The following is a 24663-nucleotide window of genomic DNA, read 5'->3' on the forward strand; positions in this document are numbered from 1 at the left end:
TCGAAAGGCGGACAGCACATACATAGCGAACAATTTCGTAAGGAGGACGACCGATGAGTTTACAATTTATTTTAGGAAGTGCGGGGCAGGATCATCGCACGCCAATGGTGACCGCGCTCGCGCAGCAGGTAACCGCGCACCCCACGGATCAAAGTTACTATTTGGTTCCCAACCATATCAAGTTTGAAACAGAAGTCGATGTGTTGTCAGCGTTGAAGGAGCAAATTGCACCGGAGCAGGCCTTATTTGCCCAGACGCAGGTGCAAGTCTTTTCGTTTACTCGGTTAGCCTGGTTCTTCATGAAAAATGAACCGATTTACCAACTCCCACGGATCTCGCCAGCAGGACTGAACATGTTGATTTACCAGATTATCCAAACCCACGCAGACGAGCTGACGATCTTCAGAGGAGAAGTGGATCGGCCAGGTTTCGTCAGCCAATTGGCAACCCAACTGGCCGAATTCAAGGTGGGCCAAGTCACGGCGGCTGATTTGATGTCAGCCATCGAGCAACTCGACACAACGAATACGGATTTACAAGCCAAGCTTCATGATTTGATGATAATCTATGAGGCCTTTGAAACGCAAATGATGGGAAAGTTTGTGGAAAACACCGACCTGCTGAACCAGTTGGCGACCTATTTAGAGCAGCAAGTGGACTTGCAGCATGCCCATTTCTACTTAGAAGGTTTTTCACAGCTCAGCGCTCAAGAACGCCAATTGGTCGCCATCTTAATTCAACGATCGGCCAGTGTCACGGTTGCGTTGAATCTGGATCACGGTTACCCACAAAAGTTACCAGATAAGACCACGCTGTTTTTTCAATCGGCCAAGCTCTACCAGCAGCTCTACCTGGTCGCCCAAGCCAATCGGGTTCCGGTTTTAATCGATCAACAAGCTAAAACGGCGCGAGTATCCGCTGACTTGCAGGCCTTAGACACCTATTGGCAAGCGAGTCAAACCTTATCACCACAGCCAAGTGCGGTCGAAAAACCCACCCACATTCAAATCGTACAAGCGGCTAACCGCTACGTTGAGGTGTCACGAGTGGCGACGCAGATTCGGCAATTGGTCGCCACTGGCAACTATCGTTATCGTGATTTCTTGGTATTAACGCGGCATCTCGATGCCTATCAGACGGTGATTGATCCCATTTTTCAGGCGCAAGCCGTGCCGTACTTTGATGATGCCGATATCCGAATGGCAGATCACCCCTTTGTTGAGCTATTGAATGCGCTTTTCGATGTGCAACGCCGAAATTATCGGTATGCAGATGTCTTTCGGGTGTTGAAGTCGGAACTATTATTACCCCGTGATGCTGATGGCGAGTTGATGGCGGTGCCGGCTTATCGGCAGGCGCTGGCATTGACCGAGAATTTTGTATTGAAGAACGGGTTAGAAGGCCAACATTGGTGGACGCAAGACAAAGATTGGGTATATAACCGGTTTGCCGTGGGCGATGGGGGCGTCCAGACCACCCGTGATGACCAAATCAGTGCGCAAATTAACCGCATTCGCCGGTTTGTGAAGCAAACATTGCCACCCTTTTTTGCCCGCTTAAAGGCCGCCGCAACGTATACAGAGGCCGCCGCGGTCTTGTATCAATTTGTGACCAATGCCGGTGTCAGTGAGCGTTTGATAGCTTGGCGCGACCAAGCTATCGCCGCCGGGGATCTGACCAAAGCGGGACAACCAGAACAAACATGGGCGGCTTTTTGCGATATTTTAGACGAGTTTCATACGATTTTAGGCGATTTACCGACAGTGCTACCAGACTTTCAGGCCCTCTTGCAGGCGGGATTTGCCGGGGCGAAATTTAGCCAGATTCCGTCAACCCTAGATCAAGTGGTGATCTCGGAAAGTGGGATTGTTCAGGCCAATAACCGCAAAATCACCTTTATCATGGGAGCTACGGCTGATACGATGCCGGATAACCAGATTCCGACAACGTTGTTAGCCGATAATGATCGTCAAGACCTAAGTGCCCGGCTACAACAGGTCGATGACGGGACTTATTTGCGAGACGATGCCGCTACACAACTTGCTGGTGAGCCTTATCTGAACTACTTAGCCTTTATGAGCGGCAGTGAGCGTTTGATTTTCAGCTACCCAGCGATGAGTGATGATGCGCGCAGTGGTTTGCAACTATCGCCATATGTGGCGCGGATAAAAGATTACTTTGGCCTGTCAATCGACATAGCGGCGGCTAATCCGGTGGCAGAAAATGAAGCGATTTTGCCCTTTGTGGGGACGCGGCGTACCACGCTGCGGCATCTGGTTCAAGCCAGTCACGATAGTCAATTGCGTGAGGTCCCCTTGTCGCGATCGTGGCTGTACGTCCTAAATTTGTTACGGACTGACCCGACTTATGGGGAATTAACCACAAAGTTACTGGGGAGCTTGAGTTACCGAAATGTCCCGACCCAGTTGACGCCTGACATCGTGACGCAGTTGTATGGCACGAAAATTAATACCTCCATTTCTAAGCTAGAAGAATATTATGCCAATCCCTACGCTTACTTCCTCAAGTATGGGTTGAACTTGCAAGAGCGGGATGTCTTTGCGTTGTCTCCCGCTAGTACCGGGGAGTTCTTCCATGCCACTTTGGATGGGTTAATGAAGCTCGTTAACGACCAGAAGCTGAATCTAGCGGCACTAGATGACCAGCAGTTACGTGAAATGACGGATGAAGTGATGGCTAAACTGTTAGATACCACGGAGAACCCGCAATTTGCGATCTTAGAGAGTTCCCATCGGATGGGGTATATTCGTCAGCAGTTGATGAAGACGATGCGGCAAATGGCCAAGACCCTTCAGGAACAGAGTAAACGGACGAAGCTACGCCCCAAGCGGACCGAAGTTCAATTTGGTTTGGGGGATGAGCGGGGATTGGCCGCGTTATCCTTTGATGTGGGCAAACGGCGTCAGGTGACCGTTCGTGGTCGAATTGATCGGTTGGATGCCGTACAGGTTAAGGATAAAACGTATTTGGGAATCGTTGATTATAAGAGTTCTGAGCATAAGTTCAGCTACCAAGAAGCCTATTATGGCCGCGCTATGCAGATGTTAACCTATTTGGATGCCGTGAAACAAAATCTGCCAACGTTATTAGATACCCCGACCGCCAAGGATGCCGAGCTAGCCGGCGCAGTATACCTGCACTTACAGAATCCCATTTTAAAGGCCGCTGAGGTTTTAGGCGAAGATCCCTTGACCTCACTGTTAAAGGCGGAGCAGTATCAAGGGTTATTGTTAGATGACCCCGACTTACTGACGAATTTAGATACCTTATTCGGAACGCCGGATTATAGTGGCAGTTCGTTGTTATTCCGTGGGCTTCGCCGGACCAAGACAGGGAAGATTACGTCTTATGGCAAGTTGTTGGTTAATCCCAATGAACTTGACCTATTGTTAACGCATACGGAACGGCTCATCAAACGTGCCGCAACCGATATCTTTGACGGACGGGTTGATTTAGCCCCATTCCGTGAGCAGAATCGAACGGCATTGCAGTATTCGCCGTATAAATCCGTGATGCAGTTTGATCCATTGCTTAAGGAAAATAATTACCGGGACTTGCCATCGCTAAATAAAGATGATGTCATGGCAAGAATTGCCGCAGAACAAGAACAGGAGGCTACTGATGAGCACGAAATTTAGTTTTACGCCCAGTCAAGACCAAGCCATTCATCAAACCGGGAATAATCTATTGGTCTCGGCTTCAGCTGGTTCGGGGAAGACCCGAGTGTTGGTGCAACGGGTCATTGAACGTCTGAAAGCGGGGGTCGGGATTGACCAAATTCTGATTGTGACGTTCACCAAAGCGGCGGCGGCTGAAATGCGCGAGCGGATTCAGACCGCTCTTCGACAAGAGTTGGCAGCTAGTCAGGGGGATAGTGCCCAACAGCAGTTCTATCTGCGACAATTAAATCAGTTACCAGTGGCCGATATCAGTACGCTAGATGCTTTTTGTCTGCGTCTTTTGCAGCGCTACTATTATGTGATTGATTTGGACCCGGTTTTCCGGTTACTCGCGGATGAAACAGAGAATGGTCTCCTGCGCGATGAAGTCTGGGCTGACTTGCGTGAGGACTTATATGCCAATGATGACAGTGGATTATTTGCGCGGTTGACGGAAAACTTTTCGGGAGATCGCAATGACCAAGGCCTGGCGGATTTGGTCCAACAAACGTATACATTTGCCAACGCAACGCCTAATCCGACGGCCTGGCTAGCTGAACTGCCCCAACCCTACCAGTTGGATAGCGACCAGCTGATGACCACTAGTTTTTATCAGCAACGCTTACGACCGTTCTTTCAGTCACAGTTGCAGCAACTACAAGCGGACTTGACGAGTGCCCAGGCTTTGGCGAACCAAGCCGGTTTAGATAAACAAGCGGCGCATGTGACGGCCGTATTAGAAAACGTTGCCGCAGTCCAACAATTGGTTACTGGAGACAGTTGGAACGCCTTACGAGCGGCTATCCAAGACTTTGCGTGGGGGCGGATGCCAGCGGTCCGTAAGACTAATGAAGACTATCCCATCTATAATGAATTGAAAACGACTTACTATGATCCAGCCCGTAAGCAACTGGATAGTTTAAAAAAGACCTACTTGATTCAAGACGAGCAGCAGGCCATGACCACGATTCGCCGTTCGGGTGAATTAGTGGGCGAACTATCGCGGGTGGTGACGGCATTTCGAACGGCGTACCGGCAAGAAAAACAACGTCGTCACGTCTTAGATTTCGCCGATGTGGAACATGTTGCGTTAGCCATTTTGACGCAAGATAGTGACCAGTCGCGACAGGTGGCGGCTCAGTTACGCCACCAATTTGCGGAGATCATGGTTGATGAATATCAAGATACCAATGGCTTGCAAGAAGCGATTTTAACGGCGATTGCTGAGCCCGCCCCGCAAGGCAACTTGTTTATGGTGGGGGATGTGAAGCAGTCCATTTACCGGTTCCGGCAGGCTGATCCGACGCTATTTATGACGAAAACGGACCAGTATGCAGCCGATGCAGCTGCGGGTGAGCTGATTGTTTTGGCAGAAAATTTCCGTTCAATGAAAAACGTCGATGATTTTACCAATCTGATCTTTAAGCAATTGATGGACCGAGAGCTGGGTGAGATTGATTATACGGGGGCGGCGCAACTGAAATTTGGTGCCAGTTACTATCCCGATACGGTGACGAGTACGGCTGAGTTGCTGGTGTATCTGACCGAAGATGCCCCGGAAAGCGCGGGTGACGCGGATAGTGAAGCCATGGATGCGACCTTCCAGGTTGATAATAAACATCAAGGAGAGGTCTTGATGGTCGGCCAAAAAATTCAGCAATTAATTGCCGATCAGACCCCGATTTACGACCGTGAGGCTAAGCAGGTACGGCCAATGACTTACGGGGACATTACGCTGCTGACTCCAACACGGACTAACAATCTGATCATTACGGATGAGTTACGTCGCTTAGGAATTCCGGTCGTCGTCAATGATGCGCAGAACTACTTTAAGACGACCGAAATTCAAATTATGATGGCCTTACTACAAATCATTGATAATCCTTATCAAGATATTCCGTTAGCGGCGGTGCTACGTTCACCCATCGTTGGCTTAAATGAAAACGAATTGGCGCTGTTACGAATCAATCAACGGACCGGGGATTACTACCAAGCGGTTTTACACTTCCAGAGATCGTTCGTCCCCAACCAGGCAAGTGACTTTCAGCAGGCAGTGTACCAGAAAGTCAGTCATTTCCTTGAACAGTTGCAGGAATTCCGCGATATTGCCCAACAAGATGAGTTGGTGACGCTAATCTGGCGGATTTATCAGGAGACGGGGTTCTTGGATTATGTTGGTGGGATGCCGGCAGGTGAACAGCGGCAAGCAAATCTGCACGCTCTGTACGAACGGGCGAAGAGTTATGAACAAAGTAGCTTCAAGGGCCTCTTCCAGTTTGTCCGGTTTGTCGAACGGCTTCAAGAACGTGACGATGACCTCGCCGGGGCGCCGGTGCAAGCCGCTGATGATGCCGTATCTGTGATGACGATTCATGGTAGCAAGGGGTTGGAATTCCCAGTCGTCTTCATTATGGATGCGTCGCGGCAATTTAATAAACAAGACCAGCAAGGTAATTATGTGATGAGTGGCAAGACAGGGATCGGGATCGATTACTTAGATCCTGATAGCCGGGTTAAAGCGCCCAGTTTGCAAAAACTAGTGACGGCGCAAGCCATTTCACGAGCCAGTTTGGCTGAAGAAATGCGTAAACTTTACGTGGCCTTGACCCGTGCAGAATCGCGCGTCTATATTGTTGGCTCTCACAAGACACAAGAAGCCGCAATATCAGCATGGGAACAGGCTTACCAAAGCCCCAATTTAGTTTTAAACGCCACCCTGCGTGAGAAAAATACGCTCGCCAATTATCTTGATTGGATTGGGATGTGTTTGGTGCGTGATCCAAAGTTTGCCGCTGAGTTGCGTCAGGGAACCACGACCTTTTCTGGTTTAGCGGGTGATCCTGCGACTTTCGCCGTTCACTTTGTCACGGCCCATGACCTGGGTCCAACCCAAGGAGTGAATGAGACGGCGGTTGACTGGTTACAAGCGGCCAGCGAAACAGCTGCTAAGGTGACGACCCCACCGGTCGATACTGAACAGCTTCATCAAATTATGGATTTCCGATACCCGCATCAAGCGGCAACGGCGACCACAGCTTATCAATCTGTCTCAGAGGCCAAGCGCCTGTTTGAGGACCCGGATAACGCCACGATTGGGGAATATCAGGCGAGCGCTACCGGTCAAGTGGGGGGGCATCGATTTGTCACTCACGACTTTGCCCGACCAGACTTTTTACAAACGGTCCGTGAACCACTCGCAACGGAAATTGGGAGTGCGACCCACCTGGTTTTGCAGCAGTTAGACGTGACCGTAACCCCCACACTCGATCGGGTACAGGGCGTTATTGATCAGTTGGTTGCCGATCAAGTCTTGACGGCAGAAGTGGCCCAACGAATACAACCGGAATTGATTTTACGCTTCTTCAGCAGTTCGGTTGGTCAGCAGATTTTAGCAGCACCGGATCAGCTGCATCGTGAAGTGCCATTTTCATTGTTGATGCCGGCTCGCAGCTTGTTCCAAGATTTTCAAGAGACCGACTCACAGGTATTAGTCCACGGGATTATTGACGGGTATTTAACCACGCCGGCTGGTGTGATTTTGTTCGACTACAAGACGGACCACGTGAATGCCCAGAACCAAGCGGCCAGTATTGAAAAGATCGTGGAACGCTATGGGGGTCAGGTGAATCTGTATGCCGCAGCGTTAAAACAAATGACGGGTCAACCAATTGTGGGCCAATATTTATACCTCTTAGCGATTGGCGAGTTAGTGGCCGTTCCTGAGCAACAAGTTCGGCGTTTGTCGGAATAGTAGAAACGAATCTAAGAGATAACGAAAACAGGCTTTTCAAGAGTATTTGAACTCTTGGAAAGCCTGCTTTTTATAATTGATTAGCCAAGACTTAATTGCTGACACCGTCATACCCAATAAAGGTGTAATACGTGGTGCCGCCAATAGAATAAAGACTATCAAAGGTGCCAGCGGTTCCTGTTTCAGGATCGCCAGCAATATGCTGCGGCGTGTGTAAGTTTTTAAGGGTCAAACGGTATCGAGTCTGCCCATTTTGCGTAATGGCCTTCGTTTTGACACTTGCGAGTGGGTGGTTCAAGTAAAGGGTCCGGTTGGGATCGTGGAACCGTGTTTTGACGATTTTAGCTAGGCTAACGGGTTTTTGGTAGAAGCCTAAACCGGCATTGGCTTTAGTATCGTATTTAAGCACTTCGACATAACCATCTGGCGTGATGCGGATACTCTTAGTGGTTGGTTCAACCGGACTTAATGCCGCTTTAGCACCGCCGATGTAGAGATCACCATGGCTATACCCCGGCATGTAGTCGGGAGCCGCAACCCGCTTGAAGGCACGCAACTTAGTGGTGTCTGAGATGGTGGCCTGTGGTGAGTACGCACTGGTTCCGGGATCAAGTGTGTAGTTCGCCTTAGCGCTGTTTTGCAGCGCGGGGTAGCTCAAACGAGCCAAATAGAGCTGCAAGCTGGGAACCAAGTAGCTGCCATGCTTGGTAGTGGTGAGATTACCGGCAACTGTGAGTCCAGCCGGTAACGTCAGCTTTTGCATGATGGTGTGCTGTGACTTGTAGGTGGAGACGTAGGCCACTTTTACAGTTACTGGTCGGATAGTTTGGTAATAAGCGCTTAGATTTAAAAAGTCCGTACTAGCACGATAGTCGCCGACTTTGACGAGGGCGCTGGGTTTTTCTGTTTGAGCACGGCTGCTTAAACTGCCAACAGTAACAGTCCCCAGGGCCAGTAAGCAGAGACAGCCTTTGATGATCCGCGTAATGATGGTCATCGGCTCCTTTCATAATCTGATTTTCTTAAAGTATACCTTAAATCCAGTAAAGATGCAGGGAAGCTTTGGTTAAATGTGCCGTATAACCCGGGTTATTGGTGAGCAAGTGGAGAGAAATTTAGTCATTTAAACTACAGAAAATTTATAGCGCAATCGATCAACCAAAAAAGCAGTTTGACTACGGTAAAGTAGCGGTGATGGTGAGCATTTAACTGGAAAATAAACTATTAACGAGTGAAAATAACGTCATACACAAAGTTATTGGTTATTAAGAGAAGTTGTGATAATAAGTTAACCATATATTGATAAGTGTGCAACCTGCGAATAAGGGGGATAGAATTGTCGATTCTTTTTTGATAGGATATGGCATATCTGGGTATTATCACTGAAAATTTCACGAGGAGGTTTGGAATAATGGGATGGGATTTGCAATTCACGCACTATTTAGACGATATGCAGACTTATCGGTCTCGAGATCAAACAGCTAAGGCTCTAATATTGCTGGGATATGTCGAACGTGACTTTATCCGCTTTTATCGTGCTGGACGAATTGCGGAGGGCATTCAATTTGCCAAGGAAAATTTGGCCCGTTCGCGGCTCTTATTAAATGAATTACCACCGCAGCAAAAGCGGGCACAGCTGCATGGACTCGTTGATATTTTAGCGTTTGAAGGAGTTCAGAACCATGCCTTTATATACGAGTTTATTCAACTGCGTGATGACTATCATCGGCAAATTAAGACATTACCCGTTACAACGGCCAGATATGTACCATGGATTATTGAAATTGTTCAGGACTTTGGCAACCTAGCGGCGAAGGATGGGTTACCTTACGACGACCATCTGGAATCAACGTTGGATATTATTTATTACGTGAGTGCCCATCTACGTGATAAGTTAACGGTCAAACAGGTTGTAGATCACGTCAATCAGCGGTGTAATCCAGTCGGGGTACAGCGGGCTTTCAGTGATGAAATGCAGATGTCGATTCGCGACTATATCAACGTGAAGAAGATCCGCGAGGCGCAACGAGCATTGCTAACGACGACTGTTTCCGTCAAGCAAATTGCTCAGGAATTGGGGTTCTATGACACCTCCGATTTTTCTAAGCGATTCAAGCGTGAAATTGGCCAAACACCGCTAGAGTACCGACAGATTAATTCGCAAAAGGATTGAATTTTGCCACGGTATTTTTAAATATATCTTCCTGCATTAAAGTACAAATTCCGGTTCGGGTGAAAAGAAATTCTGTATACTCGCCTCTAAACGAACGTTATGAGTTTATCTGGGGGAGAGTTATCGATGGAACGCGGGTGGAAGCGTCATCAACGGCTATGGTTATTTTCAGGGGTTTTGGTTTTTGGGGTGGGATTAACGGTATTACCAGCTGCAGCTGATGGTGTCGACACGGCACCACCAGCAACGACAGCTGATGCTGTGTCGACGCCGATCAGTCATGCCACGAATTCGGACGTGACAACTGATCAGTCGGTTACGGTTGCTGATTCGGTCACACATCATGTTTCAACTACGGGAGCAGCGGTAGCGCCAACTAACGCCGCTGCAAATAATGTGACGTCAAGACCGACGGCAACGGTAACGGGTTCAGATTCTACAACGGTTCCAGTCAACAAGTCTCCTACTACTTCAACGGCGCCATTGACTCAGCAGTCGCACGTCTCAGCGCCAGTTGCTAAGCCAGTGATGGCCACGCAGCGGCCTGCGTATATTCACGTTGATCAAGATAATTTCACCCAGTATTTTGATTTGAATGGCTCCGCTACTTACGATAAACCGACGGGGATAGTCACAGTGACACCTGATAAAAATGATCAGGTTGGTAATTTTGCGTTGAAACCTAAAATTGACGCTAGTACTAATTTCACCTTACTGGGGCAGGTTAACTTGGGTAATCGAACCTCCGCTACGGGTGGTGCCGATGGTATTGGATTTGCTTTTCATAATGGCAATAGTACGGATATTGGTAATGCCGGTGGTAACTTAGGAATTGGCGGTTTGATTGATGCGCTTGGGTTTAAGTTAGATACATGGCACAACGGCGCACACATGCCTGAAGCATTACGGTCGGGCGCACAAGTGTCAACGACGGATGCTAATGGTTATGGTTGGGCAAATGATCCTGATCCTGCGCAATTTGGTGGTTTCGTGACGACCACCGATCAGCAGATAAAAGCCATTGATGGGCATGCGTATGATCGTTGGTGGGCTCAAACGGACTTTAATTCTGTTCAAGCGTTGCAGTCCAACGATTTGAATGGCCAGTTCCATAACTTTAAGGTGAGTTATGATGGGCAATCACGAGAGTTGCAGGTGACCTATGAGGAAACTAATGGCCACGTGTTAACTTGGACCAAGTTAACGCCAGTTGATCGACAAGCCTTCGCGATGGTAGTGAGTGCCTCAACCGGTGGGGCTAAGAACTTGCAGCAGTTTAAGCTGGAAAGCTTTGATTTCCAGCAAGCGGCCACGATGAACGTGCAGTACGTCGATTTGAATGGTCGACAATTAGCGCAAGCCACCGTTAACTATCCGGATGGGGCCGTGGTTAACGGAACCTACGCGACGTCGCAGCTAGATATTTCGGGATATCATTTTGTAAATATGGGTGACAATCCGACTACGGGGATTAGTAGTCCGGCCAATGGCTACCTGAATCGTGTTGGCGATAATGGTACGGTTATCTATGTGTACGATCAAAATCCAGTGGATTATGCGACAACAACGCGGGTTGTTCATGAAATGATTCATTACCTTAATGAGCAGCAACAAGTGATTGCCCCCAGTTATCAGGCCCAACCGATAACCTTTTTACAGGTGAAAGATCCAACTAATGGCAGCATTAGCACATATTATTCCCTGGGAAATAATGGGGTACCGCTGTTAAATACTGCCGGTCAGCCGTTGGTAATGTCCACTGTTCGGTGGATTCCAGGAGAAGCATCGACATTTAGCCCGGTTACTAATCCGAATGTACAGGGTTATCAGGCTGTCAGTACTGATGCGCTGAATAGCAATTTGAGTGAGATTGCGGCGCAGATGGTAACGACAACCAGTAATGATTTGGACCTTACCGTGTATTATCAGTCGTTGATAGCACCGACAATGATACCAGATAAGCCGAGCGAACCGGCAAAGCCAGATCTTCCACAGGTGCCAATCGTTCCAAGTGAGCCGGGTAAACCGGCAGAGCCAGTTCTTCCACAAAGACCAATTATTCCAAGCACTCCCGTCAAGCCGACACCACTGGTGGTACCAACAACACCAGCTATGCCGACGAAGCCCGTTGTGCCAAGTCGGCCCTCCCGACCTGATCAAATGATTGTGTCCACGAAACACCCAACGCGTGGTCAACAACCGAAACGGGTAATTGTTTCCACTATTCGTTCACGCAGTCAGCGTCCCGTGACGACGCTGACTGATAAGCAGGTTACCCTCCCGCGAACCAACGAAAATGTGGCGACAGTTAACTGGTGGGCTTGGATATTGGTTATTGGTGGTTGGCTAGGCAGTCTAGTTTTGTGGCGACGGTCGCGACCATAATGTTTACTTTGGGGATTTGTTTTGGCTGGAGAGTAAGTAGAATAGAAGTTAAGAAGACCCAGACGTGTTTGCACGTCTGGGCTTTTTTTGACTGGTGACATAGATATAAAAGAAGACGATCACCTGTTGACTTTAAAACAACAGAAGGTTATAGTTCTACGTGTGCTTAATAAAGTAACACCGTGATGATCCAGATTAGTTCCAATGGGATTGTTGTATTAAAAATGACAGATGTTAAAATAAGGAGATTATTTAAATGAAAATTGCGATTTCTGCTGCTACCGGCCATTTTGGCCAATTGGCGATTCAAGAACTGTTGAAGACCGTTGCGGCTGGTGATATCGTCGCCGTTGTTCGCAATCGCGAAAAGGGGCAACGGCTCTTACCTGCTGGTATTACGGTGCGCCAAGCGGATTACACGGATGAAGTAGCGATGACTACCGCTTTGGCTGGCATCGATCGGTTGTTATTTATTTCTTCGGTTCCAGGTGGTCCAGTCTCACGGCAGCAACAACACGCCAATGTCGTTAAGGCGGCGCAGGCGGCTGGTGTTCGCTATGTTGCTTACACCAGCTTTGCGAAGGCGGATACGGCTCAGTCACCGTTATCTAAAGATCATGTGGCTACTGAAGCTTTACTGAAAGCTAGCGGACTACAGGTTAGTTTTTTGCGTAATGCTTGGTATTTGGAAAATGAGCTCAGCTATTTACAGGCTGGTGCTCAAGGTCAAGACAGTGTTTATGCGGCTGGTGATGGTCGAATTGGTTTTGCGTTGGAACGTGAGTATGCCGAAGCGGCTGCTAAAGTCATGACAACGCCAGTCCCTAAACCGGTTTATGAATTTGCTGGGACGCCAGTCACCTACGCAGAATTGGCGGCAACGTTACAAACGGTGACGGGCCAAGCCGTTACCTTTAAGGCGGTTAGTGATGACACTTACCGGCAGGACATGCGTGAAGCCGGTGTGGCACCAGAATTAGTTGAAGTTTTACTTAGTATGCAAATCATGATGCGTGCCGGGGAATTAGACGTTACCTCATCAGACTTGGCTGATGTTTTGGGGCGCCCAGTGACGCCATTAGCAACGGCAATTCGCGAAATTCTTGCCCGGTAGCGTCTAACGGGGCGGTCGTGGTTGAAGGAGGACCTAATGAAATACTCTCACAAGTTAAGTGATGCAATCCATATCTTAGTGTACGTGCAAGTTGCGCCGACTGGGCAATTGGATAGCGCTACGATTGCCAACAGTGTTGAAGCGAATCCCAGTGTCGTTCGCCGGTTAATGGCGGCAATGAAGAAAGCAGGCTTACTGATGAGTCGTGCGGGGACTGCCGAACCACGACTAGCCCGACCAGCGAGTCAAATAACGTTACAAGCTGTCTTTCGGGCGGTTGAAATGAATCACGATTTATTGCATGTTGATCCGCAGACCAATATTGATTGTCCGGTGGGTGCTAATATCCAGCAAGCACTCGATGAGGCCTATGCCCGTGTTCAACAGGCAGCCGAAGCCGAGCTAGCAAAACTAACCGTTCAAGACATTGTTGATCGGGTGCAAGGGTTACGACAAGCACGGGTCAGTTAATCGGGTTTTATAAAAATTTAAACGGTTATTCAAAACCGGTACGTCCCATACACATAGCGTGTTGGTCGTACCGGTTTTTGGTGTAAAAGTATAAGTTTAAACGGGGGAGGGGCGTTCGAACTATTTTGACGGTTGTTTGGTACCGGCGATTCGGTATAATGGGCAGTGTAAGCGTTTTATAAAAAAGGAGGAAGTAGCTTGAAAGCAGATCTTACTTGGTTAGATGATCCGCAAACATTTCGGATCAATCAACTACCAGCGCACAGTGATCACCGTGGGTATGCTTCAGTTGAGGAAGCCACCGCGCAGCACAGTAGCCTGGTTCAAAGTCTCGACGGGACCTGGCAATTTGCCTTTGCGCTAGACCCAGTGCATCGATTTGAAGGCTTCTACCAACCTGATTATGACCGCTCAGCCTTTGATCGGCTGACGGTGCCAGGTCATATTGAGCTAGCTGGTTATGGTCAGATTCAGTATATTAACACGCCTTACCCATGGGAGGGGCACCATTATCGGCGACCGGCTTATAGTATGGGCGCTGATCAGCCAGAAAAAGGGATGTTTAGTACTGATCCCCAAAATACAGTTGGGGCTTACGTCAAGCACTTTACCCTGAACCCAGCGCTAGCCAATCAACGGGTTAGCATTGAATTTGACGGTGTCGAACAGGCCATGTTTCTCTGGCTCAACGGCCAGTTTGTGGGCTACGCCGAAGATAGTTTTAGCCGTTCAGAATTTGATCTGACGCCTTATTTACAGGCCGGGCAAAATTTATTGGCCGTGGAAGTCTTTAAACACAGTACGGCCGCTTTTTTGGAAGACCAAGATATGTTCCGGTTTTCGGGTATCTTCCGGAGTGTTCGGTTGGTTGCCAAGCCGGCGCTGCATGTAGAAGATCTGACCATTCGAGCTGGTTTAGATGACGCGTTTCAGACAGGTGATTTAAAAGTGCGCTTGCAACTGACGGCCGCTAGCCAACTTTCGGGGACTGCGACGGCGCAACTATTAACGGCCGATGGTCAAGAAGTCTGGGCAACTGAGCAACCGGCAGCTAGTACGTTAGACTTGGCGGCCGCGATTGATCACGTCCACCTCTGGGATCACCACGATCCTTACCTTTACCAATTGCGGATTACCTTAAAAGATGTTGCTGGTCAAGTGGTGGAAGTCGTCCCTTATCCAGTGGGCTTCCGGCGCATTGAGCTCAAAGATAAAGTCATGTGCTTAAACGGTCAGCGATTAATTTTAAATGGTGTCAATCGCCACGAATGGAATGCACATCGTGGTCGGGCTGTGACCATGGCGGACATGACGCGAGATCTTCAAACTTTTCACGACAACCATATCAATGCGGTGCGGACGTGCCACTATCCGGACCAAGATGCCTGGTATTACTTATGTGATCAGCAAGGTATTTACATGATGGCTGAAAATAACTTGGAGACGCACGGAACTTGGCAAAAAATGGGGGCTGTGGAGCCGTCTTACAATGTGCCAGGAAGCTTGCCACAATGGCAGTTAGCCGTGCTTGATCGGGCCAAGAGTAACTATGAGATGTTTAAGAATCATCCAGCCGTTTTATTCTGGTCACTGGGGAACGAATCCTATGCTGGCGATGACATCGCGGCAATGGATGCTTTCTACCACCACGCCGATCCGACGCGCTTAACTCATTATGAAGGGGTGTGCCGTAATCGGGTCTATGAAGATCGCATCTCGGATATGGAAAGTATGATGTATGATCCGCCACGGGCGATCGAAGATTACCTTAAAAACGATCCCCAGAAACCCTTTGTCAATTGCGAGTACATGCATGACATGGGCAACTCACTGGGTGGGATGGCCAGTTATGATGCGTTGATTGACCAATACCCAATGTATCAGGGTGGGTTTATCTGGGACTTCATTGACCAGGCCTTGTGGGTTAAAGACGAGGTTACGGGACAGCCAGTACTGCGGTATGGCGGTGACTTTGACGATCGCCATTCTGATTATGAATTTTCCGGTGACGGGCTGTTATTTGCTGACCGGACACCCAAGCCAGCTTTACAGGAGGTGGACTATTACTATGGACAACACGACTAAGTTAAACGTGATTTTTGGTGACGTGACGTTAGGGGTCAGCGGACCAGGTTTTCATTACATTTTTGCCTATGATCGCGGCGGCTTGGAATCCTTGGTGCAAGACGGCAAGGAATGGTTGTATCGGACGCCGATGCCAGCGTTGTGGCGAGCCACGACCGATAATGACCGTGGCAATGGTTTTTCGACTAAGTCGGCCCAATGGCTAGGGGCAGATCTCTTTAGCAGCTGCGATCATATTAGCGTGGCAATTGACGGCCAATCAATTCCGTTACCGATTGCCCCTGAAAATAACCGCTATTCCGATCACGAAACGGCTACAACTGTGGCCGTGACGTTTACCTATACCACACCAACGACGCCGGCGACAACCATTGCGGTGACCTACACGGTAGCTGCTAGTGGGGCGATGACGGTTGCGGTACACTATGCAGGCAAGGCGGACTTGCCGGAACTGCCAGCGCTGGGGTTGCGATTAGTCATGCCGACGCCAGCCTTAGGATTTGCTTACCAGGGACTTTCCGGGGAAACGTATCCGGATCGCAAAGCCGGTGGCCGTAAAGGGATTCACCAGGTAGCTGGCCTGCCGGTAACCCCTTATCTGGTGCCGCAAGAGTGCGGTATGCACGTCGATAATCAGTGGGTGACGGTGACGCGAGGAACCACACAAAACAATGCGGATGCTGACCACGATGCCTTTAGCCTAAAAGTCCGGCAAACGCAGCACCACTTTGCGTTTAGTTGCTTACCCTATATGCCAACGGAATTAGAAAATGCGACGCACCAAGAGGAGTTGCCGGTGCCGCGCCGGACAGTTCTGACGATTTACGGCGCCGTTCGCGGAGTCGGAGGAATCGATAGTTGGGGTTCCGATGTGGAAGCTCCTTACCACATTGCTGGTGACAGCGACCACGACTTTAGCTTTGAAATTGCCGGGCCAACGCCGGTTTAAACGATTAAAAAAAGAGTCAGGGATCAATTCCCGGGCTCTTTTTGTCGTCAAATAACTGGTGTAGGCGTTAATGATCTTATTTAACAAGGCCTAACGATATCAGCCGCTGGGCCGCCGCCAATACCGTATCATCTGGTGTATGTTGCTGCCACCCAAGGTCAGTCTCGGCGGCTGCCGTGGTGTGATGGTATTGACGATCGAGCATGGGCACGAGTGCTCGCAGACTAGGTATAAACTTCGCCGCCACGCGGGTAGCCCAGTTAGGTAATGGGCGCGCATGCAGATGAAGTTGTGGGAAATGACGTTGGTAAAGTCGGGCCACATCCAGCATAGTCAGTGTTTGTGAGGCAGCCAAATAGCGCTTGCCGCTAGCTACTGGTTGCTCAAAAGCAAGCCGGTGGAGGGTAGCTAGGTCACGGACGTCGCTAATTTCTAAAGGAACTTTTGGCAGTGCAAGTTGTCCTTGTAGTAGCTGTAATAAAATGGCGTTAGAACTGAGATTTTGGGTCATAACGGGGCCAAAGATCGCACCGGGGAGAATGGTAGTTAAATCCAAGTGATGGGCTGCTGCCAGTTCCCAGGCGGTTCGTTCGGCCGTTACTTTAGAAATTCGATAGGCATCAAGTTCGGGATTTTGGGGATCAGTCCAAAAGTCTTCAGTCAGGGTCCCTGTCACCTGGCTGTCGGGCGTAGAAGCTGCCTGGGAGCTCGTCATAACAATTCGAGTAATACCGGCAGTGACAGCCGCTTGGAAGACGTTTTGAACGCCGTCACGGGCGACGCGAACCAGTTCATCAGTGGACTCAGTTCCATGCCCCAGGGGAGACGCTACATGAATAACCCCATCAGCGCCAGCCATGCCAGCGGCCCAACCATCGGGCTGCGTTAAATCAGCCGCGAAGAAGGTCAAGTTAGCGAGGGCAGTAGCCGGGACATACCGGGCTAAAGCACGCTTAATACCATCAGCTTTGGTTAGCGAACGGAGACTGGTTGTCACGGCATAACCGTGATTTAAGAAATCCGCAATCACCCAACTGGCAACAAATCCGGAACCACCGGAGACAACAACTTTTTTCATTTATGGACACCTCTAAGCTTAATTTAGACAAATAATACTCTAAATTGTCTAAAAAGTAAAGCTATGGTATGATGTTCTCATAGGAGTTGAGAACATGATTGACCAAAAAGAGCTGACAATTCGGTTGAATCACGTGATCTTAATCGATGGGTTTCGGCAGTTATCCATGAGTAAATTAGCGACTGCGGCAAACGTGAGCCGGGCTAAGTTATACTTATGTTTCAAAAATAAAGATGAAATTGTAGCGGCTGTGGTTGACCGGCACTTTAAATTCATTGCGGAGCACCCGGTACCCAAGCATTTTACCCCAGCAACTTTCTTGCCTATCTGGTTAGATTCGCTACTGTTGATGGGGGCCACCACGGACAAGTTTAAGGCAGATCTGCAACAGGTTTATCCAGACTTGTACCAACGGTTCGAACAGGCTTATCAGACCTACTTTGAACAGCTAAAAAGCTATGTGGCGCAAGGACAAAACGCTGGGTTTTTAGTGGCCGACTTTAGCGCCGAATTTGTTATTTTTCAGGCCCAGACGTTGGTTTCAGCGGTGTTGACTCAGGTTCGCCAGCAGAAATTAACCCTCACGGCCGCGGAACATTACATGTCAGCGATTTTTGATTTGCAACTCACTGGTCTGGTGACGCCAGCTGCGCGTGACCAGTTACAGCTTACCAACGTGACGGGATTTATGGCGACTATTTTACGAGAGTTTCGGGCGACCTATGCCCAAATTGCTAGCCATTAAGGAGGTAGGCCGATGAATACTTTTATCATTCCTGACGATCAGAAAAACTTTTCAACGAAAGATGTTCAGGCCATAACCGGGATGACCAAGGACGCATTGCGCTACTATGAGCGCCTTAATCTATTAGGCCCCATTGCGCGTAATGCCAATAATTATCGCCAGTACTCTAAGCAAAATTTAGAACGGCTACAGATGGTTCAGATCTTTCGACGACTGGGATTAGACTTGGCGCGACTTGCCAATACGGATGTCCATGATAGTCCGCAAAAAAAGATTGCGGAGCTCCAAGGTTACCAGCAGACGGTGTCACAGGAGATTACCAGGCTAACCGACATGCAGAACTTTCTGGCACAGAAAATCGCTTATTTTCAAACGCTTGAGTAACTAAAAACGACCAACTGAAAATGATCAGCTGGTCGTTTTTAATTACTGAGCCTGATTAAAGTGTTGCGGGATTTGAGGTTGTGAGAAATAATAACCTTGTCCGCGATAAACACCTAATTGCTTAGCTAGCGTGATATCGTTGGGCGTCTCGATCCCTTCTAATGTAAACAAGAGTTGTTCTTCGGCGGCTTTAGTCGCCCAGAATTTGAGATTACTGAGAATGGCTGGTGGTAAGGGCTGATCCGTAGTTGTCCGCATATTTTGGAGAGCAAATTTTAACGTATTAACGTAGGGTAGCAGGTGATTGATCGTGGCGAAATGGTTATCGGACCCGACATCATCAAAGGCGATCAGCGTTCCAGTGGCTCGGTAGACGGCGCCGACACTTTGGAGGACTGGTAACGTTGGTGGGGCAACCAGCTCGATGGTTAATTGCCGTGGTTCCAAGTGGTTATGAATGTAAGTGGTGAGCTGATGCAGTAAGGTGGTACTGGCAAATTGTTGGCAAGTGAGGTTGATAGAAACGCGGCTATTAGCGAGATCAGCGATAGCCGTATCTAGCAGAGAGATGACGGTGTCTGCTGGCAACTCAAAGGTATCTGGTCGCTGCCAGCGTTGGGCGGTTGCGTCCCATTGCCGGAGTAACAACTCGTACAGAATCGTTTGGTGGGTAATTAAATGTTGAATGGGTTGCGCAAAGAATTTATACGTCATGCTGAGTCCTCCTCTAATGGGCACTATATTTAGGGTTTGTTGATACTCATCATCATTATTTTGTTATACCTTAACAGAAATACCGTTAAAATGATACCACAGTTAATTATCTCTGAGAAATTAAAAATGAATCCGCTTACTTTTAGATGAGGCGGTAACTGCTAAGTCATCGAAATGCTACCGGTTGCACTAATTCACTTGGATTTTTTTTGATATTGAGCCTTGGCTTCTACTAACTTGAAGGGCGTATGCTAAGGGGATTAGGGGGAATGAATATGACAAGACGGATTAGAAATTGGGTGTTGGGTTTGAGTGGCTTGTTACTTTTAGCGATCGTTGGCTTAGCCGTGCAACGGCAATCGACGGCGCAAAATTATCGGCAGTCGACGACGCCCACTTTATTTTTTCATGGTGGGGGTAGTAGCTATCACGCGGAGACGCATATGGTGGCAGCGGCCCGACGAGCGGGCGTGACGCACACCGTAGTCCGGGCAATGGTTAGTCGGACAGGCAAGGTGACCATGGTCGGCCAGATTCCTAAGGGGGCCATCAACCCGATTGTTGAAGTCAATTATGCTGATAATCGCCAGCTTAATTACGCGGTACACGGGCAGTGGGCGACAAATGTGGTGCGAACACTTCAACGGCGTTACCATTTTAAGGCGATCAATATGGTGGGGCATTCACTGGGGAATATTTCACCAATCTATTACTTGTTGCAACATGATCGTGATGCCCGACTGCCGGTGTTGCAGAAGCAAGTTGCGATTGCCGGCCATTTTGCGGGACTAAATTTCAAGCAAGTGCCAGCCAGTATTCGGCAACCTCGCGGATTAACGTTAGATGCTGCGGGAAAACCGAACCGGATGAATGCCACGTATCGCCAGATGACACAGTTGCGGCGAACCTTGCCGCGGCATCAATTGCGTGTCTTAAATCTGTATGGCAACATTGGCGGTCAAACAGATGGGACGGTCCCGAATGTGTCATCACTATCGCTGAAGTATTTGGTGGCTAAGCGGGCCCAATCGTATACTGAACACCAAATAACGGGTCGACTAGCGCGTCACAGTCAGTTACACAGTAATCCAACCGTCGATCGCCAATTAATTAAATTTCTTTGGCAAAAATAACTGAAAAGACTTGCCTTGAAGTCCACATGAAGGTTTAAAGTAAGTCTATCAAATGATGTTAAGGAGGATGAATTCAATGAAAAAAGTTGTTATTTTAGGCGCCAATGGTCAAATTGCCCGAATTGTTGAGCATCGCATCTTAACGGAGGCCGATTTGGCTGATGTTGAATTAACATTATTTTTACGGCAAGCGGACCGACTTGCTAATTTGGCGGATAATCCCCGAGTGACGGTCGTCGAGGGCGATATAACGGATGCCCAAGCGGTTGCTAACGTGATCGCTGGTCAGGATATAGTGGTTATCGGAACGGTCGATCACACGCCAGATAATGTGATAACTAAGAACGTGATTGCGGGGATGCACGTGCATCAGGTTACCCGAGTACTCGCCACTAATGTGTTAGGCTTGTATCACGAAGTCGGCGGTGAATTTGGGCGGTGGAACGCAGAGATGATTGGTGCTGGTATGGCATCAGCCCGGCAAGCGGACCAATTATTGGCGGCATCTGACCTGGATTATACGACGTTGCGGTTGCCTTGGTTGAATGATCGTGATGAAGTGGCTTACACTATAACGACACATGATCAGCCGTACGACGGGGGTTCTGGTTCACGCCAGAGTGTGGCTGATGTGATGATTAAATTGATTAGTCAGCCAACGTTGTATCAACGGGAGAGTATCGGGATGGCTAATCCAGCAACGCAAGGACAAAATCGACCGGTTTATTAATGATTATTAATAAAAGGAGTAAGTAAATGAACATTAAAGAGGCTAGTGAGCAGACGGGAGTTTCTTCCGCTGCTATTCGTTACTACGAAAAGGAATCACTGATTCCGGCGATTGACCGGACGGAAGTGGGTAACCGTGATATTGATGAACGAATTTTGCGGCGAATTCGATTCGTGACGCAAATGCGGGCGGCCGGGATGAGTATTGATAACTTACGGCGGTACATCGAATTATTTGATGCCCAAGAAGATAATACTAAGGAACAAATTGCACTTCTCAAGACACAGCTAGCAACAATGGAAGAAAAACGCGATGATCTCCAATCAGCTATTGATCACTTAAACTACAAACTCAATCATTTTTACGATCACATGGAAACGACTGAAGAAGAGTTACGGGAGTTAGAGCGTGAACACCAGGCGAAGCAGGCGGCTGATGGTGACGATGACGTTGCTGGTGATGGATTTAATTATTAATGAGATACTTATCAGCTAAGAAAGGATACCGTTAAAGCGATGAAAACATTATTAGTGGACTATTCTTGGTCCAATACGACGGCGCAATTAGCTACGGTGGTGCAACAAGTAACGGGAGCCGAACGGCTTGATTTGACCGTAGCAAAGGGAACATTTCCCAATGATATGTATGCAACTTCTGATGTGGCCCAACAGCAATTGGCCAGTGGTGACCTACCAGCTTTGACTACCCCCTTGCCGGATCTTAATCAATATACCTGTATTTTAGTGGGGGGTCCGGTGTGGTCCGGCCATGTTGCAACACCCGTTCGGCAGTTTTTGCGCCAGTTACAAAATTATACGGGAACGGTGGCACCGTTTTATACCAGTGCAGGGACACCGGGAGATTATGAGGCTGACTTTGCTAGCCTCATGCCACAAGTATCAGTTGCGACGGGACTGGGGTTAACAGCGAGTGATTTACCTAACGCGCAATCCCAAGTAATGGCATGGTGGGAGAAAATGGCACATTAAGTGCTTGCCTTAAAGTGAACTTGAAGGTTTATGCTATATTTATAGAAAAGTCATAATGATGGAGGAATCTTAAATGAAAACAGCTGTCTTTATTGAACCAGGAAAAATCGATGTTCAAGAATTACCTAAGCCAGAAGTGAAGAATCCAACGGACGCGGTCTTGAAGATTGTACGGGCGTGTGTCTGCGGGTCTGATTTATGGTGGTATCGGGGAATTAATCAACGGCAAGCCAACACACCAGTTGGGCACGAAGCGATTGGCGTTGTGGAAAGTGTGGGGGCTGAGGTCACGAACGTTAAGCCGGGTGACTTTGTTGTGGCACCCTTTACGCACGGCTGTGGCCATTGTGCGGCTTGCTTAGCTGGCTTCGATGGCAACTGTGAAAATGCGCAAACGGACGACGAAATCGTGGGCTACCAAGGTGAATACCTTCGATTCCGCAATGCGGATTGGGCATTGGTTAAGATTCCTGGGCAACCTAGCGACTACACGGATGCCCAGCTCAATGACTTGTTGACGTTGTCCGATGTGATGGCGACTGGTTACCATGCCGCAGCGACAGCTGAAGTTAAGACTGGTGATACAGTTGTTGTGATGGGCGATGGGGCGGTTGGTCTTTGTGGTATCATTGCGGCTAAATTGCGTGGGGCAACCCGAATTATCGCAATGAGTCGTCATGAAGATCGGCAACGACTAGCGACCGAATTTGGCGCAACGGATATTGTAGCCGAACGAGGTGACGAAGCTGTTGCGCGGGTAATGGCGTTAACGGATGGCGCCGGGGCTGATGCCGTGCTCGAATGTGTGGGAACGGAACAGTCTGTTGATACGGCCGTTAAAGTTGGCCGGGCTGGCGCAGTCGTTGGTCGCGTGGGGGTTCCCCAAAAGGCAGAAATGAACACTAATAACCTATTTTGGAAGAATATTGGGTTACGTGGTGGGATTGCGTCAGTGACGACTTATGATCGTGCGGTCCTGTTGGATGCCGTTTTAAATGGGGATATTCACCCGGGAAAGGTATTCACGAAGCGGTTTGATTTGGACGATGTTCAGGCAGCTTATGAAGCAATGGATCATCGTGAAGCCATTAAGTCCTTGCTGATTGTGAGTGACTAAATGGAAAAAACAGCTACCGACAAGCGGTGGCTGTTTTTTAGTGTTGCGCATGAAAAGCGACTGAACTAACCGGTGTATTTTAAGCATAAAGACTATCCCCAAGGCGTTGATGGCACTATCCTACGAAGCCGAAAGGGGGTCATGATGATGAAACGAAAACCCTTTGTTGTCTTTGCCACGTATTCTGAGTGGTTCAAGGTCTTGTCAGACCTGTTTATCCCGTTATCGTTGCTGGCGTTTTTGGCGATTGGTACCGGGGCGAGTGTGACACTGGTCCTCAGCGGTTACGCGGTGTATGTGACGTTATGGCTGGTCACGTTGGTGATTGAAAGTAGCTATCGGGTGATTCATCATTCGGTAAAAGTGAAACATTAGGTTAATACCAGTTGAATAGATTGTTAAGGTAAAACGCTCATAGATCCCCGGACTGAAATAAGTGCGGATCATCTATGAGCGCTTTAATTAGATTAGTAATGATGGTTCTGGTGCAAAGTTTGAAAAAGCACTCAAACTCATATGAAAAATAAAAATTCAAAAAAGTAAAACATTTATTTAAAGCTATTTTTACCTTTGAAACAACATATTTTATTTTCAAGTTTTGCACCAGAACCGTTGTTCTAATCGCTCAATATCATTACTCATTTTATTCACTCTCGTTCTCTCTATTAATTTTTCTGTCTAAATATTTTCTGAATTGGCGGTTCACTCCAACAAAGAGCACTTCAAAAAATATTGAGAGTACAACCAACATAAGTGTTATAGAAGTCACTTTCAGAACCCATGCACAGTTATCGTTTTTAGGGAAAGCCTTATTAACACCATCGATAATTAGATGCAAAAACGAAGTGGCGATTAAATACGCATTGACTGTGACATAATAGCCTGACAAGCGCCTCTTAATGATTGCAACGTTTATATCACTTACGACTGGACCGTTTTTAGGCAAGGTACTATTTGCGTGACCACTTGTTGAGCTCGATAAAATAATATTGGAACCAGCAAAACCAATAAGTATTAACGAGTATAAAATAGAGCGATTAAAAAAGACTAATACACTTGATATGAACGATAATAAAGCAAGCGTACTTATTGTATTCCTATTGCTGTTAGGCTTATTCATATATCCTATTGCTCCCTTCACAAAATGCTTGTACCTACCTCAAAT

General features: G+C 48.2%; 20 protein-coding genes. 16 read left to right on the top strand and 4 right to left on the bottom strand.

Going from position 1 to position 24663, the window contains the following annotated elements; all coding sequences use genetic code 11:
• Positions 1-53 precede the first annotated feature (53 nt).
• Positions 54-3659, top strand: coding sequence for a PD-(D/E)XK nuclease family protein (locus tag FC61_RS06520; protein ID WP_021741696.1), 3606 nt, complete (start codon positions 54-56; stop codon positions 3657-3659).
• Positions 3643-7431: a helicase-exonuclease AddAB subunit AddA gene (addA, locus tag FC61_RS06525; protein ID WP_042516697.1), complete on the top strand. Its 3789-nt coding sequence runs from the start codon at positions 3643-3645 to the stop codon at positions 7429-7431. The genes FC61_RS06520 and addA overlap by 17 nt, the downstream gene beginning before the upstream one ends.
• Before the next feature lie 91 nt (positions 7432-7522).
• Here the strand turns inward: addA and FC61_RS06530 are convergent, their stop codons facing one another.
• Positions 7523-8428 (bottom strand): hypothetical protein, encoded by a 906-nt coding sequence (locus FC61_RS06530; RefSeq protein ID WP_021742665.1) that lies wholly within the window; start codon positions 8426-8428, stop codon positions 7523-7525.
• A 414-nt stretch (positions 8429-8842) separates the two neighbouring features.
• On the opposite strand from FC61_RS06530, the gene FC61_RS06535 reads away from it, so the two are divergent.
• The 6 genes from FC61_RS06535 to FC61_RS06570 all read left to right on the top strand — a co-directional run bounded on the left by FC61_RS06535 (position 8843) and on the right by FC61_RS06570 (position 16608).
• Complete coding sequence (locus FC61_RS06535; RefSeq protein WP_011668833.1) at positions 8843-9604, top strand: helix-turn-helix transcriptional regulator; 762 nt, start codon at positions 8843-8845, stop codon at positions 9602-9604.
• A gap of 126 nt (positions 9605-9730) precedes the next feature.
• Entirely contained in the window at positions 9731-11989 is a 2259-nt protein-coding gene (locus FC61_RS12395; protein WP_021742667.1) for a lectin-like domain-containing protein, read from the top strand.
• 256 nt (positions 11990-12245) lie between these two features.
• Positions 12246-13103 carry an SDR family oxidoreductase gene (locus tag FC61_RS06555; RefSeq protein WP_021742668.1) on the top strand — a complete coding sequence of 286 codons (858 nt, stop codon included), beginning with the start codon at positions 12246-12248 and terminating at the stop codon, positions 13101-13103.
• 36 nt (positions 13104-13139) lie between these two features.
• Complete coding sequence (locus tag FC61_RS06560) at positions 13140-13574, top strand: Rrf2 family transcriptional regulator (protein ID WP_021742669.1); 435 nt, start codon at positions 13140-13142, stop codon at positions 13572-13574.
• 198 nt (positions 13575-13772) lie between these two features.
• Positions 13773-15659 carry a glycoside hydrolase family 2 gene (locus FC61_RS06565; RefSeq protein ID WP_021742670.1) on the top strand — a complete coding sequence of 629 codons (1887 nt, stop codon included), beginning with the start codon at positions 13773-13775 and terminating at the stop codon, positions 15657-15659.
• Positions 15643-16608 (top strand): beta-galactosidase small subunit, encoded by a 966-nt coding sequence (locus tag FC61_RS06570; protein ID WP_042516698.1) that lies wholly within the window; start codon positions 15643-15645, stop codon positions 16606-16608. Before FC61_RS06565 ends, FC61_RS06570 begins: the two co-directional genes overlap by 17 nt.
• A 76-nt stretch (positions 16609-16684) precedes the next feature.
• Here the strand turns inward: FC61_RS06570 and FC61_RS06575 are convergent, their stop codons facing one another.
• Positions 16685-17686 (bottom strand): NAD-dependent epimerase/dehydratase family protein, encoded by a 1002-nt coding sequence (locus FC61_RS06575; RefSeq protein WP_021742148.1) that lies wholly within the window; start codon positions 17684-17686, stop codon positions 16685-16687.
• Positions 17687-17780: 94 nt separating this feature from the next.
• Between FC61_RS06575 and FC61_RS06580 the strand changes: the two genes are divergently transcribed.
• Together FC61_RS06580 and FC61_RS06585 are read left to right on the top strand one after the other, a co-directional pair.
• Positions 17781-18431 carry a TetR/AcrR family transcriptional regulator gene (locus tag FC61_RS06580; RefSeq protein WP_021742147.1) on the top strand — a complete coding sequence of 217 codons (651 nt, stop codon included), beginning with the start codon at positions 17781-17783 and terminating at the stop codon, positions 18429-18431.
• A gap of 12 nt (positions 18432-18443) precedes the next feature.
• On the top strand, positions 18444-18815 hold the full coding sequence (locus FC61_RS06585) for a MerR family transcriptional regulator (protein ID WP_021742146.1): 372 nt from the start codon (positions 18444-18446) through the stop codon (positions 18813-18815).
• A gap of 42 nt (positions 18816-18857) precedes the next feature.
• Here the strand turns inward: FC61_RS06585 and FC61_RS06590 are convergent, their stop codons facing one another.
• A complete protein-coding gene (locus FC61_RS06590; RefSeq protein WP_021742145.1) occupies positions 18858-19529 on the bottom strand; it encodes an EAL domain-containing protein in 672 nt (223 codons plus the stop codon).
• A gap of 275 nt (positions 19530-19804) precedes the next feature.
• Between FC61_RS06590 and FC61_RS06595 the strand changes: the two genes are divergently transcribed.
• From FC61_RS06595 to FC61_RS06620, 6 genes are all read left to right on the top strand, one after another.
• The gene (locus FC61_RS06595) at positions 19805-20662 is read left to right on the top strand and encodes an alpha/beta hydrolase (protein ID WP_042516699.1); all 858 of its coding nucleotides are present in this window, start codon (positions 19805-19807) and stop codon (positions 20660-20662) included.
• A 76-nt stretch (positions 20663-20738) separates the two neighbouring features.
• Positions 20739-21392, top strand: coding sequence for an NAD(P)H-binding protein (locus FC61_RS06600; protein WP_035464794.1), 654 nt, complete (start codon positions 20739-20741; stop codon positions 21390-21392).
• Positions 21393-21418: 26 nt separating this feature from the next.
• Positions 21419-21868, top strand: a complete 450-nt coding sequence (locus FC61_RS06605) for a MerR family transcriptional regulator (RefSeq protein WP_021742142.1) — start codon at positions 21419-21421, stop codon at positions 21866-21868.
• 39 nt (positions 21869-21907) lie between these two features.
• Positions 21908-22381, top strand: a complete 474-nt coding sequence (locus tag FC61_RS06610; protein WP_021742141.1) for a flavodoxin — start codon at positions 21908-21910, stop codon at positions 22379-22381.
• Positions 22382-22454: 73 nt separating this feature from the next.
• The gene (locus tag FC61_RS06615) at positions 22455-23498 is read left to right on the top strand and encodes a zinc-dependent alcohol dehydrogenase family protein (protein ID WP_021742140.1); all 1044 of its coding nucleotides are present in this window, start codon (positions 22455-22457) and stop codon (positions 23496-23498) included.
• A gap of 147 nt (positions 23499-23645) precedes the next feature.
• Positions 23646-23873, top strand: coding sequence for a hypothetical protein (locus FC61_RS06620; protein WP_035464793.1), 228 nt, complete (start codon positions 23646-23648; stop codon positions 23871-23873).
• Positions 23874-24141: 268 nt separating this feature from the next.
• On the opposite strand, the gene FC61_RS06625 is transcribed toward FC61_RS06620, so the two are convergent.
• Positions 24142-24618: a hypothetical protein gene (locus FC61_RS06625; protein ID WP_021742138.1), complete on the bottom strand. Its 477-nt coding sequence runs from the start codon at positions 24616-24618 to the stop codon at positions 24142-24144.
• Positions 24619-24663: the final 45 nt, after the last annotated feature.

The organism is Levilactobacillus brevis ATCC 14869 = DSM 20054, from assembly GCF_001433855.1.
Taxonomy (GTDB): domain Bacteria; phylum Bacillota; class Bacilli; order Lactobacillales; family Lactobacillaceae; genus Levilactobacillus; species Levilactobacillus brevis.